General features: G+C 65.5%; 14 protein-coding genes. 6 read left to right on the top strand and 8 right to left on the bottom strand.

Features of this window, described 5'->3' with window-relative positions; translation table 11 throughout:
- Genes CLI93_RS01525 through CLI93_RS01500 form a run of 6 tightly spaced genes read right to left on the bottom strand, consistent with a single transcriptional unit; the run spans position 1 to position 4,533 of the window.
- Positions 1-549: a GTP-binding protein gene (locus tag CLI93_RS01525; RefSeq protein WP_095543412.1), complete on the bottom strand. Its 549-nt coding sequence runs from the start codon at positions 547-549 to the stop codon at positions 1-3.
- 10 nt (positions 550-559) lie between these two features.
- Positions 560-2,239 carry a RodZ family helix-turn-helix domain-containing protein gene (locus CLI93_RS01520; RefSeq protein ID WP_095543413.1) on the bottom strand — a complete coding sequence of 560 codons (1,680 nt, stop codon included), beginning with the start codon at positions 2,237-2,239 and terminating at the stop codon, positions 560-562.
- A complete protein-coding gene (locus CLI93_RS01515) occupies positions 2,236-2,892 on the bottom strand; it encodes a hypothetical protein (protein ID WP_095543414.1) in 657 nt (218 codons plus the stop codon). Before CLI93_RS01515 ends, CLI93_RS01520 begins: the two co-directional genes overlap by 4 nt.
- Before the next feature lie 16 nt (positions 2,893-2,908).
- The gene (locus CLI93_RS01510) at positions 2,909-3,661 is read right to left on the bottom strand and encodes a phosphate/phosphite/phosphonate ABC transporter substrate-binding protein (protein WP_095543415.1); all 753 of its coding nucleotides are present in this window, start codon (positions 3,659-3,661) and stop codon (positions 2,909-2,911) included.
- The gene (locus tag CLI93_RS01505) at positions 3,658-4,152 is read right to left on the bottom strand and encodes a PAS domain-containing protein (protein WP_095543416.1); all 495 of its coding nucleotides are present in this window, start codon (positions 4,150-4,152) and stop codon (positions 3,658-3,660) included. The genes CLI93_RS01510 and CLI93_RS01505 overlap by 4 nt, the downstream gene beginning before the upstream one ends.
- A gap of 18 nt (positions 4,153-4,170) precedes the next feature.
- A complete protein-coding gene (locus tag CLI93_RS01500) occupies positions 4,171-4,533 on the bottom strand; it encodes a roadblock/LC7 domain-containing protein (protein ID WP_095538735.1) in 363 nt (120 codons plus the stop codon).
- Between CLI93_RS01500 and CLI93_RS14685 the strand changes: the two genes are divergently transcribed.
- The 4 genes from CLI93_RS14685 (at position 4,520) to upp (ending at position 7,545) form a co-directional block, all read left to right on the top strand.
- A complete protein-coding gene (locus tag CLI93_RS14685; protein WP_172425507.1) occupies positions 4,520-4,789 on the top strand; it encodes a hypothetical protein in 270 nt (89 codons plus the stop codon). The two genes, CLI93_RS01500 and CLI93_RS14685, sit on opposite strands and share 14 nt — an antisense overlap.
- A 284-nt stretch (positions 4,790-5,073) precedes the next feature.
- Positions 5,074-5,724 carry a DUF47 domain-containing protein gene (locus CLI93_RS01495; protein ID WP_095543417.1) on the top strand — a complete coding sequence of 217 codons (651 nt, stop codon included), beginning with the start codon at positions 5,074-5,076 and terminating at the stop codon, positions 5,722-5,724.
- Between the two features lie 96 nt (positions 5,725-5,820).
- Positions 5,821-6,831 (top strand): inorganic phosphate transporter, encoded by a 1,011-nt coding sequence (locus CLI93_RS01490; protein WP_095543429.1) that lies wholly within the window; start codon positions 5,821-5,823, stop codon positions 6,829-6,831.
- A 72-nt stretch (positions 6,832-6,903) separates the two neighbouring features.
- Positions 6,904-7,545, top strand: a complete 642-nt coding sequence (upp, locus tag CLI93_RS01485; protein WP_095538733.1) for a uracil phosphoribosyltransferase — start codon at positions 6,904-6,906, stop codon at positions 7,543-7,545.
- Between the two features lie 132 nt (positions 7,546-7,677).
- On the opposite strand, the gene lysS is transcribed toward upp, so the two are convergent.
- The gene (gene lysS / locus CLI93_RS01480; RefSeq protein ID WP_095543418.1) at positions 7,678-9,246 is read right to left on the bottom strand and encodes a lysine--tRNA ligase; all 1,569 of its coding nucleotides are present in this window, start codon (positions 9,244-9,246) and stop codon (positions 7,678-7,680) included.
- Positions 9,247-9,442: 196 nt separating this feature from the next.
- On the opposite strand from lysS, the gene CLI93_RS01475 reads away from it, so the two are divergent.
- On the top strand, positions 9,443-10,261 hold the full coding sequence (locus CLI93_RS01475; RefSeq protein WP_143326460.1) for an RsiV family protein: 819 nt from the start codon (positions 9,443-9,445) through the stop codon (positions 10,259-10,261).
- A gap of 47 nt (positions 10,262-10,308) precedes the next feature.
- On the top strand, positions 10,309-10,872 hold the full coding sequence (locus CLI93_RS01470; RefSeq protein WP_095543430.1) for a GrpB family protein: 564 nt from the start codon (positions 10,309-10,311) through the stop codon (positions 10,870-10,872).
- Here CLI93_RS01470 and CLI93_RS01465 read toward each other — a convergent pair.
- A complete protein-coding gene (locus CLI93_RS01465) occupies positions 10,869-12,410 on the bottom strand; it encodes an HPP family protein (protein ID WP_172424353.1) in 1,542 nt (513 codons plus the stop codon). The two genes, CLI93_RS01470 and CLI93_RS01465, sit on opposite strands and share 4 nt — an antisense overlap.
- Between the last annotated feature and the right edge of the window lie 66 nt (positions 12,411-12,476).

Here is a 12,476-nt window from a genome sequence, read left to right as displayed (position 1 = left end):
TCAGCCCTGGTGCGAGCCGTTGAAGGGATCAATGCCGTAGATCAGGGCCTTGACCAGGATGGCCATGTGCGCGCGGTTGCGCGCGTCGGTGTCCATGGCTGTGGGCGGCAGCCCCAGCTCCAGCAGCGTGCGCGAGAGGGTGTGGCGCACCTGCGGGCTGCGGCTTTCGCTGTGGGTGATGCCCACCACCAGAGAGGTTTTGTCGATGAAGGGGCGGAAGGCCTGGGTGTAGGTGCGCAGGTCGGCCACTGGGTCGGGGGCGCTGGCCTTGATCATCAGCACCAGGCCCAGCGCATTTTCGGTGAGGATGTCCCACATGAAGTCAAAGCGCTTTTGCCCGGGCGTGCCGTACAGGCGCACCTGATCGCCGCTGGCGAGCTTCATCAGGCCGTAGTCCATGGCCACGGTGGTGGTTTGCTTGAGCAGGCGCACCTCGTCGGAGGCATTGGCTTCGGTGCGAACGACCTCGATGTCCGACAGGGACTGGATGGCCGTGGTCTTGCCCGCGCCCACGGGGCCGGCGAAAACGAGCTTGTAGGTATTGGCCATGGCAGCAGGGTCAGAAGAGCTTGTCCAGCAAGGACTTGAAGAAGCCGCGCCGCGCCTTGGCGGCGCCGCTGGCGGGGGCTGGCGCTGTTGCCGGGGGCGCTGCTGCAGGTGTGGGCTTTGCCGTGGCAGCCTGATCGGGGCTTGGGGTGTCTTTGTGCTGGTGGGCGGGCGTGTCCAGCACCACTGCCAGGCCGCAGGCCACGCTCAACGTGATAAAGCGCAGCACGGCCTGTTCATGGCGGGGGAAAGCGCGCAACAGGTCATTCACGGATTGGGGGATGCGGGCACAGATGGCTGCCAGCTGCACGTCCAACGGATCGCTGCGCGTGAGGTGCGGGAAGTTGGGAAAGCTGCGCAGTTGCAGCGTGAAGTCGTCCTGCGCCTGCAGCGTCAGGCCGTCCAGCGATTCGCTGAGCAAATCCCAGGCCAGCACATCCAGCGGTCTTTGCATGCGCTCGAAAGACTGCCCAAAGAACTGCTGGACTGCGCTGGGCAACTCATCGGCGGGCAGGGATTGGCGCTGCACGCGTTGCAGCAGGCCGGGGGTGTGCACCATTTTTTGCAAGGTGGCCGCCGGAGCTGTCGTGGCCATCCAGCCCTGGCGCACATGCACCAGGCAAACGACTGGGCCAATGCGCCAGAGTTGCAGGCCTTCGCCCAGTGTGTCCTGCAGCGTTTGGCCGATAAAGTCTGCCAGCGCAACCCCCTTCAGGGCTGGCAGGGTGCGCAGCAGCTGGGCCCAGGCACCTGTGCGCAGGCCCATGGCTTGGGCGGACAAAGGCACGGCTGGCGGGGCCACGGACAGGCTTTCGGCTGCCCCTGTCTGGCTTGGCGGGGCTGCTGCGATGCTGCGGGCAGGCGCCTGGGCGCTGCGGGCCGGGTGACTGGCCGGGCGATTGGCCACTGGCTGTGGGGGTGTGGGGGCGATGGGATCGCGCGGCGGGTTCGGGGTTGGTCGAGCGCTTGGCGCTGGGGGCGGGGCGGGCTGCTGGGCGGCAGCGGGCTGGCGCGCGCTGCGCTCGGCGTGCAGGCGCTCGGCCAATTGCAGGGCGCGGCGCCAGGCGGGCATGGGCGCGGGCGCCGTGGCAGGAGCAGGCGCGGGGGAGGGCGCAGAGCGGGAAGGTGCAGAGCGCGACGGCATGGCCTCCGCGCGCGGCCTGTCAGCCGCTGCGTCGTCAGTGACGCGGGATTGAGTTGCTCCTGCGGACGAGGCAGATGGCGCTGATGCGGCGGCATGCACAGGCTGGCGGGCGCTGGGCTGGACTGCGGCAGGCGGGCGCTGCGCATCGGCGGCGTTGGCGTTTTTGATTTTCTGCAGGGCATCGCGCAGGGCGATGCTGCTGTAGGGCATGCTCAGGCAGGTGATGTGCTGGCCAGGCTGCAGCGGCAGCAGGGCGTCGAACCAGCCGCTGCCGCTGCCGCGCACCAACAGCACGGCAGAGCGGCCAGCCAAAAACTGCAGCAGCAGAACTTCGTTTTCGGGCGAATGCTTGCGCAGCCCCAGGCTGAACAGGTCGATGACGCAGTAGCGACAGGCTTTGGCCTGCGCAGTCTGCTCAGGGATGCTCAGCGAGAGGTCGCGGCGCAGGGTAATGCAGCGCTGGTCGCGCCAAGTCATGTTGATCATGATCTCGATGGCGGCGGCCTCGTGGTCGGTCAGCCCGGCCAGCAATACCCAGTTGTCGTTCATGCATCCATCCTTTGCTGCAGCGCCTGCATGGTGTGCTCCCATTGCGGGGACAGCGCGATGCTCTGGCGTTGCAATGCACGGCGCGCGAGCATGAAGGCCAGGGTGTCGTGCGAGCCCAGGCAGTGCGCCAGAAAGTCTTGCTCGGCTTCTGCATCGCCTGCCTGCAATGGGGCCAGCGCGTGCGCGGCAATGTTGCGCGAATCGTCCACCCCGCACAGCCAAGCCCGCTGCGGCACATCCAGTGAGGGGCTGGCCAGTATGCACCAGCGGGTGGCCAGCGGCGTGACGCGCGGCAGCGACCGGCCGCTTTGCGCCTGGGCGTGCAGCGCTTGCCAGGCGGGGGCGGGCAGGCGCTCGCGCACGGCCGGCTGGGCCAGCACCTCGCACAGTGCCTGGGGCGGGGCTTTGCAGCCGCACAGCATGTCCACCAAGGCCGCTTGCAGCGGCTCTGTACCCGGCAAGGCCAGGGCCATTTGGATGCGCTGGGCATGCAAGGCCAAGTCTGTTGGCGCTTGCAGCACCAGACGGCTGGCCTGACGCAAGCGGGCGCGGGCGGCATGATGGGCCTGCGGCGCGGCCAGGCCGGCGGGCGCCGTGGCGCCCTGGGCCTGGGCGGTCTGGGGCAGTCTGGCCGGGTGCTGTTGCGCGGTCATGGGGTGTGCCGCCGTTTCAGTCCAGCAGGGTGTCCATCAGGTCGATCATGAACTCTGCATCTTCCTCGCTCATGGCTTCAAAGCCGCCGCCCATGCCCAGCTCATCGAGCACGGGCTGACCATCGGGCGTGCCTTTCAGATCCAGCAACGCCGCGCTGATGCGCTGGGCCGCATCCGGCTCGATGCCGCCTTGCACCAGCAGCACATGGGTGATGTCGGCCAGTTTGCTTTCGATCAGTGGCTTGAGCTGCGAGCGCGTCAGGCGCGAGAGCGAGTGGTAGGCCTCGGCCAGGAAGAAACTGGCATCGACCTCGCCCTTGATGGCCAGGCGCGCGGCGGCCTGGTAGTTGTCCACCAGCTGCCATTGCACGTCGGCTTCTCCCAGGTCGGCCGGCTCCAGCAGGCGCAGTCCGATGAGCTTGACGTCCTTGTTGTCGGTCAGCGCGATGCGCGCGCCGGGCTGCAGGTCTTCCACGCTGTTCAGCGCCGACCCAGCGCTGGTGGCGATGACCATTTCATCGGATTTGCCCACGGGCCGCGCGATGGCGCGGTAGCCGGCCTCGCGCACCATCGAGGCGGCATCGAACGGGTTGGCATAGACCAGGTGCACCTGGCCCTGGGCGATGAGCTCGGCCTGCTCGGCCGCCGAGGCCGGGGTCAGCAGGTGCAGGTGCAGGCCCGACTTCTTCTGCAGCAGGGTGTTGAGCATGTGCCAGCCGGCAAAACGCTCGGGGGCGAAATCCGGTGCGATCAGCAGATTCAGTGTCATGACGCGCTCCCTTCGGCGGCCAGCCATTGCTGATACAAGGCGCTCATCTCAGCAATCTTCTTGCGAGATGGCTTGCGACGCACCGAGGTGTAGCCCACGATTTGCCCGTTGCGCACATTGGGCACGGCCGTGGCGTAGACCCAGTAGTGCGCGCCGTCCTTGCGCAGATTTTTCACGTAGCCGTGCCACTTTTTGCCAGCGGCGACGGTGTCCCACAAATCCTTGAAGGCCGCGCGGGGCATGTCCGGGTGGCGCAGCACGCAATGGGGCTGGCCGATGAGCTCCTCGCGCGTGTAGCCTGAGAGCTCGACGAAGGCCTCGTTGGCGTGGGTGATGATGCCTTGCAGGTCGGTTCGGGAGATGATCAGCCGCCCGTCCGGGTAGGGGATTTCACGCTGACTGACCTGCACGGTGCGGCTGCTGCCGTCATGAAAGTGCAGCGTATGCGTTTGCTGCGCGTCGTCAGCGGGTTGCATCGGGGGGAATGCCATTGGCCGGCCCTCCTTGCGTCAAACCAGCTTGGACAGCGCTTCGGCTGCGCGCTTGATGTCCAAAAACAGCAGGCCGAGCTTGGCGTTGTGCTTGGCCAGCACGGTCAGCACCGCTTCGGTGCCAGAGGAGCTCATGATGACGTAGCCGCGATCGCCCTGCAGCAGCACGCGCTCGAGCGTGCCGCGCGCCAGCTCGCGCACGGCGCGGTCACCCAACGACAGCAGCGCCGCCGACATCGCGCCCACGCGGTCCTCGTCCATGCCGTTGGGCAGGGCGGAGGCAATCATCAGCCCGTCGGTGGAGATCAGCGCGGAAGCCTCCACATCGGCCGAGGAGCCCTTGAGTTCTTCCAGCACCTGCTGGAGCATGTCGGTACGCATGGTCAGTCCCTTCTTTTTCAGATTGAATGCCCAGCGCCAAAACCTGCCTGCAGCGGCGCAGTCGCCCTGCGCCGCTGTGGCCAGGTGGCCATGGGCTCAAGAGATGCCCTGCAAGAATCCAGCAGCCAAGCAGGCGCTGGATTCTTGCAAGGCACCCCTGACAGCAATTGCTACATTTGAATACAAAATAGCACAAAAAGGAAGATTTCGCCTGAATTTGCTTGGATCGAAAGTCACATTCTTGCAGGGCTTTTAAAATTGTGATAGCGAGTTTATGCGATAGTGTCGTCAAAGCGAATCGCTGTTTGACCAGGCCCTGTTCACGCTGGCGAGGCTCGGCACGGCAAAGTGACGCTGGCTTTTGCCCAGCTTGATTTGCCAGTCTTATGGGTTGCTGGGTACGGTGGGCGGGCAAAGGCATCGTTTACAATTTTGTATCAATGTTTCCAATCGCCTGCCAGTCCAGCCCAATTGACGCTGCGGCGCAGCAATGGGTGATGGCGCCAGCGACGGCCAGATCAATTTTTCAAGGGAGTTGCCATGCTGTTCGGGAAGCTCTTGCCTCGTGAGGGCAATTTTTTTGCGCTGTTCAACCAGCACGCCGATTACGTCATGCGCGCGGCCCAGGCGCTGCTAGAGCTGGTGGACAACTACAGTGATCCGGCTGCGCGCGAGCGCCACAACCGCGCCATCGACGATGCCGAGCACGAGGCTGATGCGATCACCAACCAGGTCAACAGGGCCATTCACCAGACCTTCATCACCCCTATTGACCGTGAGCAGATCCACAGCCTGATCAATGCGCTGGACGATGTGGCCGATCTGATTCAAGACGTGGCTGAGGCGCTGGTGCTCTACGACGTGCAAAAGCTCACCCCAGCCATGCGCAATCTGGCGGAGCTGGACTTGCGCTGCTGCGAGCGCCTGCACAGCGCCATCGCCATGCTCGACAAGATTGCCGATGCCAGCGTGGCCGAGGCGGCCCTGAAAACCTGCGAGGAGATCGACCAGCTCGAAAGCGATGCCGACCGCGTGCTGCGCACGGCCATGAGCGCGCTGTTCCGCGAGGATCTTGACGACGTGCGCGAGCTCATCAAGCTCAAGGCCATCTATGAGTTGCTGGAGACCATCAGCGACCGCTGCGAGGACGTGGCCAACATCGTCGAAGGCATCGTGCTGGAAAACTCCTGAACATGCCTGGGCCTGGGATGCGCAAAGCCCAGCTGGCCTAGCGTGCGCCTTGGCTATGCCCTTAAACCCGTTTTGCAGGATTGAGCGATGGAAGTGATGGCAGTGACGCAGGCCGCCCTGTGGGTGGTGGTCTTGCTGGTGGTATTGGCCCTGGTGTTTGACTTCATGAATGGCTTTCACGATGCGGCCAACTCGATTGCCACCGTGGTTTCCACAGGCGTGCTCAAGCCCACGCACGCTGTGCTGTTTGCGGCTTTTTTCAACTTCATTGCCATCTTTGTTTTTCACCTGAGTGTGGCCGCCACCGTGGGCAAGGGCATTGTTGCGCCGCAGTTCGTCGATACCCATGTGGTTTTTGGCGCGCTGGTCGGGGCCATCAGCTGGAACTTGCTGACTTGGTATTACGGCATCCCCAGCAGCTCCTCGCATGCGCTGATCGGCGGCATTGTGGGCGCTGTCATCGCCAAGTCCGGCCCGGGCGCGCTGGAGCTGCTGGGCGTGGCCAAGGTGGTGCTGTTCATCTTCGTCTCGCCGCTGCTGGGCTACCTGCTGGGCTCGCTGATGATGGTGGCCGTGGCCTGGCTGTTTCGGCGCACCCGGCCCGGCCATGTGGACAAGTGGTTCCGCCGCCTGCAGTTGGTCTCGGCCGGCGCCTACAGCCTGGGCCATGGCGGCAACGATGCGCAAAAGACCATCGGCATCATCTGGCTGCTGCTCATTGGCACCGGCTACATGGGGCAGGAGGCCAGCGCCCCGCCGATGTGGGTGATCCTCTCGTGCTATGCGGCCATTGCGCTGGGCACCATGTTCGGCGGCTGGCGCATCGTTAAGACCATGGGCCAGAAGATCACCAAGCTCAAGCCCGTGGGCGGCTTTTGCGCCGAAACCGGCGGCGCGCTGACGCTGTTTCTGGCCACCATCATCGGTATTCCCGTCTCCACCACGCACACCATCACTGGCGCCATCGTGGGCGTGGGCTCCACCCAGCGCGCCAGCGCTGTGCGCTGGGGCGTGGCTGGCAACATCGTCTGGGCCTGGATCTTTACCATCCCGGCCAGCGCCTTTGTGGCTGCGCTGGCCTACTGGCTCAGCCTGTTGATTTACTGAAGCCTATGAATCGCCTGCCCCGAGCCATGATCTGCACGCAGGCGCTTTGAAACCACCGATCAGGATTGCCCCATGAGCATCAACCACGACACGCTGCACATCGTCGATCACCCGCTGGTGCAGCACAAACTCACGCTGATGCGCGTCAAGACCGCCAGCACCAGCAGCTTTCGCCGCCTGCTGCACGAGCTGAGCACGCTCATGGCCTATGAGGTCACGCGCGACATGCCAGTGCACATGGTGCAGATCGAAACCCCGCTGGAGACCATGCAGGCGCCGATGATCGACGGCAAGAAGCTGGTGCTGGTGTCGATCCTGCGCGCCGGCGGCGGCATCCTCGAAGGTGTGCTCGACGTCGTGCCTGGCGCGCGCGTGGGGCATATCGGCCTGTACCGCGACCCCAAGACGCTGCAGGCCGTGGAGTACTACTTCAAGATGCCTTCCGAGGTGGCCGAGCGCGACGTCATCCTGGTCGATCCCATGCTGGCCACCGGCAACTCGGTCGTGGCCGCCGTCGATCGCGTCAAATCGCTGGGGCCGCGCTCGATCAAGTTCCTGTGCCTGTTGGCCGCGCCCGAGGGGGTGCAGCTGCTGCAAAAGGCCCACCCGGACGTGCACATCTACACCGCCGCGCTGGATCGTGAGCTCAACGAGCACGGCTATATCCTGCCTGGCCTGGGCGACGCGGGCGACCGCATCTTCGGCACCAAGTAAGCGGCCGCACGCCACGCCAGCCGCGCATTGCGCCCCACGCGGCTGACTGGCCCAGCCAGGCCAGAGGGCGGCATGCATCGCGCCCGCCATTGCACAGGCTTGCACAGGCGCGATGGCAGGCGCTCAGGCTTTTCAAGCCTCCTGCCGGTGGCGCAAGGCAGGGAACAGGATCACGTCGCGGATGCTGGCGCTGTCGGTCAGCAGCATCATCAGCCGGTCGATGCCGATGCCGCAGCCGCCTGCGGGCGGCATGCCGTATTCCAGCGCACGAATGAAGTCGTGGTCGAAGTACATGGCCTCGTCATCGCCGCTGTCCTTGGCCTGCACCTGGGCGTTGAAGCGCGCGGCCTGATCCTGCGCGTCGTTCAGCTCAGAAAAGCCATTGGCCATTTCACGACCGGTGATATAGAGCTCAAAGCGCTCGGTCACTTCCGGGCGCTGGTCGTTGGCGCGCGCCAGCGGCGAGATCTCCGTGGGGTGCTCCATGATGAAAGTGGGCTGCCAGAGCTTGGCCTCGACCACTTCCTCGAACAGCAGCACCTGCAGGCCGGCCAGACTGCGGCGCTCGAGCTGCTGCTCCTGCGCGTCGATGCCCGCGCGCGCCAGCGCCTGCAACAGCCACTGGCGATCGTCCACGGCGCTGCCGCCTTCGCAATGCTGCATGATGGCCTCACGGATGGTCATGCGCGCAAAGGGTTGGGCCAGATCCACGGCCTGGCCTTGGTAGTTCAGCTTCAGGCTGCCTGTGGCCTGCAAGGCGGTGTGGCGGATCAGCGCCTCGGTGAAGTCCATCAGATCGCGGTAGTTCCAGTACGCGGCGTAGAACTCCATCATCGTGAACTCGGGGTTGTGGCGCACCGAGATGCCTTCGTTGCGGAAGTTGCGGTTGATCTCGAACACGCGCTCGAAACCGCCGACGATCAGGCGTTTGAGGTAGAGCTCGGGGGCGATGCGCAGGAACATGTCCTGCTCCAGCGCGTTGTGGTGCGTCACAAAGGGGCGCGCATTGGCGCCGCCGGGGATGGGATGCAGCATCGGCGTTTCCACTTCCAGAAAGCCATGCTCGACCATGAAGGCCCGCATACCGGAAATGGCCTGGCTGCGCTGCACGAAGCGCTGGCGCGTGCTGGCATCGCTGATGAGATCCACATAACGCTGGCGGTATTTGAGCTCCTGATCGGCCACACCGTGGAACTTATCGGGCAGGGGGCGCAGGCTTTTGGTGAGCATGCGCAGTTGATCGGCCTGGATGGACAGCTCGCCGGTCTTGGTTTTGAACAGCACCCCCTCGGCGGCAATGATGTCGCCCAGATCCCAGCGTTTGAACTGGGCATAAAGCTCCTCGCCCACGCCATCGCGCGTGATGTAGAGTTGGATGCGGCCTGTGGCGTCCTGGATGGTGGCAAAGCTGGCCTTGCCCATGACGCGCTTGAGCATCATGCGTCCGGCTACGCGCACGCGCTCGCCCTGGGCCTGAAGCTCCTCGGCCGTGCGCATGCCATGTGCATCCTGCAGCGGCTGGGCGCGGTGGCTGGGCTGGAAATCGTTGGGGAAGACCGGCGCGCCGCTGGCCTGGGCGGCCTCGCGCAGCTGCTGCAGCTTTTCGCGGCGCTCGGCCAATAGCTGGTTTTCATCGACCGCAGGGGCCGCATCGGCCTGGTGCGGAGCTTGGCTCGAAGAGGTGGGGGTGGACTCGGACATGCCAAAGGCCCGGCGTAGCGGGCAGTTGCAAAAAACCGCGCATTTTAGAACCTGTTGGCGGCCTGCACCGGCCTGCCAGGCCCAGCAGGGCACTGCCCGGCCCATGCCAGAATGGCCAGGCGCGATGCGGTGCATTGTTCGGTGGCAGGCAGGCCTGGGCGCTGCGTGCATGATTGACAAGAAAAAGGAGAAAACCTTGTTCAAACCAGCAATCTTGTGCGCTTGTGCCTGGCTGTGCGCCGGCGCAGCCTTGGCCGATGAGGCCCGCGGCACAACGCCGCCGGGGCAGGGCGGCGGCATGCAGGCCACGTTCACGCCGCCGCTGAGCCAGGCGCCAGCGGCGCTGCGGGCGCGGCTGCGCGATTGCGATCGGGCCTGCCCGCAGCTGCAACTGCGCTACGCGGCCACGCCGCAGGCGGCCATCAACCGCCGCATCAATGCCGAGATCAACCGGCAATTGCAGGCGCACCTGGGCGCGGCGGCCTTGCGCCAGGCCGGGCTCGACGAACATGGGATTGCGCGCGACTTTGCGCCGATCTGGGCGGCCTTTGATGAGGCCATGCCGGGCAACAGCAGCCTCTCGCTCGAGGTCAGGTACCTGGGCGCTTACCGTGGCTGGCAGCAATTTGAGCTGCAGTCAGGCCATTACTTCGAAGGCAAGGCCCACCCGGAATACGCGCAGTGCAGTTACGTGATCGATGACCAGGGCCAGGCCCTGGATGTGCAGGGTCTGCTGCAGCCAGGCCAACAAGCGGCTTTGCTGGCCTTGTTGGAGCAAGCGCGCCAGGGGGCCTTTGACGGCCCGGCGCAGCACTATGCGCAGCTGCGCGCGCAGTTTGCCACCTTCATCAGCCCCTGCTTTCACTTCTCCGAGGATGGCAGCGAGCTGGTGTTTCTTTACAGCCCCTATGAGCTGGGGCCTTTCACCGATGGGCTGCAGGAGCTGCGCCTGCCGCTGGACAGGCTGGACAAGATCCTGCGGCCGCAGTGGCTGGGGCCTATCCAGAATCGTTGATGACGCCCAAGCGTGCATCGCAAGATTGGCACACCCGCTCCGCTTCCATGCCTGATCCTGACCGTGCCCTGCTCGATTTCCCGCTCGAGCGCCTGTGGGCGCTCTTTCCCATGCGCCTTCAAGCGCACTGCGCTGCATGGCAGGCGTGGTACGCAGAAGAAAAAGCGCAACTGCAAACACTGCTTGGCGAAGACGCCCTGGCCATCCACCATATTGGCAGCACCGCCATTGCTGGCATCCGCGCCAAGCCCATTGTCGACATCCTTGTGGAAACGCCCGACCCGGCCGCCCTGCAGCGCGCTGCCAAGCGCCTCGATGAGAGTGGCTATCTGCCCATGTCGCGCAGCGATGGCCGTATCACCTTCAACAAAGGCTACACCCTGCAAGGCTACGCCGCGCGCGTTTTTCACATCCATCTGCGCCTTGCCGGCGACACTGACGAAGTGGCCTTCCGCGACCTGCTGCGCAGCCGCGCCGATCTCGCGCAAGCCTACGAGGCGCTGAAAATCCGCCTGCTCGCAGAACACGCGCCCGACCGCGATGCCTACACCGCAGGCAAAAGCGCTTTCATCAGTGCGAGCAAGGGTAAGGGCAGAGGCAAAGCATGTTAGTCACTGCGCGCCTCGGCGCTGCTGGGGGGCGCAGCGCTGGCATTGGTTTGAGCAGTGCTGGATGCAATACCGTCTGACGAGGCGGCGGGCGCTGGCGCGCTGGCAGCGGCCTCGGGCTGCAGGGGCGAGGCATCGCCGGGGGCGCTGGGCGGCTGCGGGGCGTTGCTGTCGGCCTGGGCCTGGGGCTGCTCTGGCGCTGGCAGCGGCGTGGCTGGGGTTTCGTCCGAGGCGCTGGGGGCCTGGGTTTCTGGCTCGCTGGGGGCGTTGCCGCTGGCGGCGGCGTCGCTGCGCGGGGTGGCCTCGGGCAAGGCCTGGTTCAGGGCGCGCAGCACATCGGTCTGGGTGATGATGCCCAGCAGGCGCTGGTTTTCGCCCACCACGGGCAGGTGGTAGAGCCCGCCCTGGCACAGCAGGCCCAGCAGCTCCAGCACGGGCTGCTCGCCATGGGCCACGGCCACCGAGGGCACCATGATGTCGCGCACGCGCTGCGGTGCGGTGGGTGTGGGTTCGGGCGCTGGTGGCTCGGGCGGGGCGGCCAGGGCTTTCCAGGGCAAGCGCATCCACTGACGCCAGCGGCTGCTCTGGGCTTGCTGACCGGCGCTGTCGGCAGCGGCGGCTTGGGTTGCAGCCTGTGCGGCAGGCTGCTGGTCTTGTAGGTCCATCCATTGCGCCAGGCCGACTGTGCCCAGCAAATGCCCGTCGGCATCGAGCACGGGCAGCTCGCGGTGGCGGTACTGGCGCATGTAGGCCTCGAATTCGTCGATGGCCATGTCGGCCTGCACGCTGTGCACCTGGGTGGTCATGACGTCGGCGCAGCGCAGCTCGCCAAAGGTGCGCTCGTAGGCTGCGCCACTGGCTTTTTGCAGCATCTTTGTCAGGTCGTTGCGGCTGATGGCCAGCAACTCGTTGTGCCGCGCCAGCACCTGGTCCACATCGGTTTGGGTGAGCAATTGCTTGCCCTGCGCGCTGGCTTCGTCTGGAGCGGCGGTGCTGATTTGCCGGTGGGGGTAGCGCCGCCCAGTGGCGTGGTTATAGGCAATGGCAATGGCAATGAGCAGCAGCAGGTTGAAACCGATCGGAAACAGCAGCACGCTCGGGGCGTGGATGTGTTGCAGTACGGCGTACAAGGCCAGCGAGGTGGCTGGCGGATGCACGGCGCGCAGATAAATCATGGCCACGATGGCCAGTGGCACGGCCAGGCAGGCGGCCAGCACGGTGTTGTGCCCCAACAGCCAGGAGCAGGCCATGCCCACGGCCGTGCACAGCAGGCTGCCCATCAGCACGGCCCAGGGCTGGGCCATGGGGCTGAAGGGCAGTGCGAACACCAGCAGCGCCGAGGAGGCCAGCGTCGCGCCATGCCAGAACAGCTCCAGCTGGCTTTGCGCCAGCCACTGCGCCAGCGTGGCGACAATGCCCACCGAGAGGGCGCAGCCGCCCATGATGCGCAAGCACTCCTTGAGGGCAATGCCCGTTGGGGCCGGGCGCAGGTCGAGCAGCAGTTGGTGCAGGCGATGGGTCAGGGAAGAGGGCGTGGACATGGCAGGGCGCGGTGCAAACAGGTTTTCAGCGCGAGGGCTGCCGGGCCTGGCTGCGCTGACCAAGGG

The sequence above is a fragment of the Vandammella animalimorsus genome (assembly GCF_002288875.1).
GTDB lineage: Bacteria > Pseudomonadota > Gammaproteobacteria > Burkholderiales > Burkholderiaceae_C > Lampropedia > Lampropedia animalimorsus.
This window is presented reverse-complemented; position numbering and strand designations above follow the sequence as displayed.

Coding starts and splice junctions, on each gene's coding strand:
- CLI93_RS01525 (WP_095543412.1), bottom strand. CDS start 549: ATGGCCAATACCTACAAGCTCGTTTTCGCCGGCCCCGTGGGCGCGGGC.
- CLI93_RS01520 (WP_095543413.1), bottom strand. CDS start 2,239: ATGAACGACAACTGGGTATTGCTGGCCGGGCTGACCGACCACGAGGCC.
- CLI93_RS01515 (WP_095543414.1), bottom strand. CDS start 2,892: ATGACCGCGCAACAGCACCCGGCCAGACTGCCCCAGACCGCCCAGGCC.
- CLI93_RS01510 (WP_095543415.1), bottom strand. CDS start 3,661: ATGACACTGAATCTGCTGATCGCACCGGATTTCGCCCCCGAGCGTTTT.
- CLI93_RS01505 (WP_095543416.1), bottom strand. CDS start 4,152: ATGGCATTCCCCCCGATGCAACCCGCTGACGACGCGCAGCAAACGCAT.
- CLI93_RS14685 (WP_172425507.1), top strand. CDS start 4,520: ATGTCGGTACGCATGGTCAGTCCCTTCTTTTTCAGATTGAATGCCCAG.
- CLI93_RS01500 (WP_095538735.1), bottom strand. CDS start 4,533: ATGCGTACCGACATGCTCCAGCAGGTGCTGGAAGAACTCAAGGGCTCC.
- CLI93_RS01495 (WP_095543417.1), top strand. CDS start 5,074: ATGCTGTTCGGGAAGCTCTTGCCTCGTGAGGGCAATTTTTTTGCGCTG.
- CLI93_RS01490 (WP_095543429.1), top strand. CDS start 5,821: ATGGCAGTGACGCAGGCCGCCCTGTGGGTGGTGGTCTTGCTGGTGGTA.
- upp (WP_095538733.1), top strand. CDS start 6,904: ATGAGCATCAACCACGACACGCTGCACATCGTCGATCACCCGCTGGTG.
- lysS (WP_095543418.1), bottom strand. CDS start 9,246: ATGTCCGAGTCCACCCCCACCTCTTCGAGCCAAGCTCCGCACCAGGCC.
- CLI93_RS01470 (WP_095543430.1), top strand. CDS start 10,309: ATGCCTGATCCTGACCGTGCCCTGCTCGATTTCCCGCTCGAGCGCCTG.
- CLI93_RS01465 (WP_172424353.1), bottom strand. CDS start 12,410: ATGTCCACGCCCTCTTCCCTGACCCATCGCCTGCACCAACTGCTGCTC.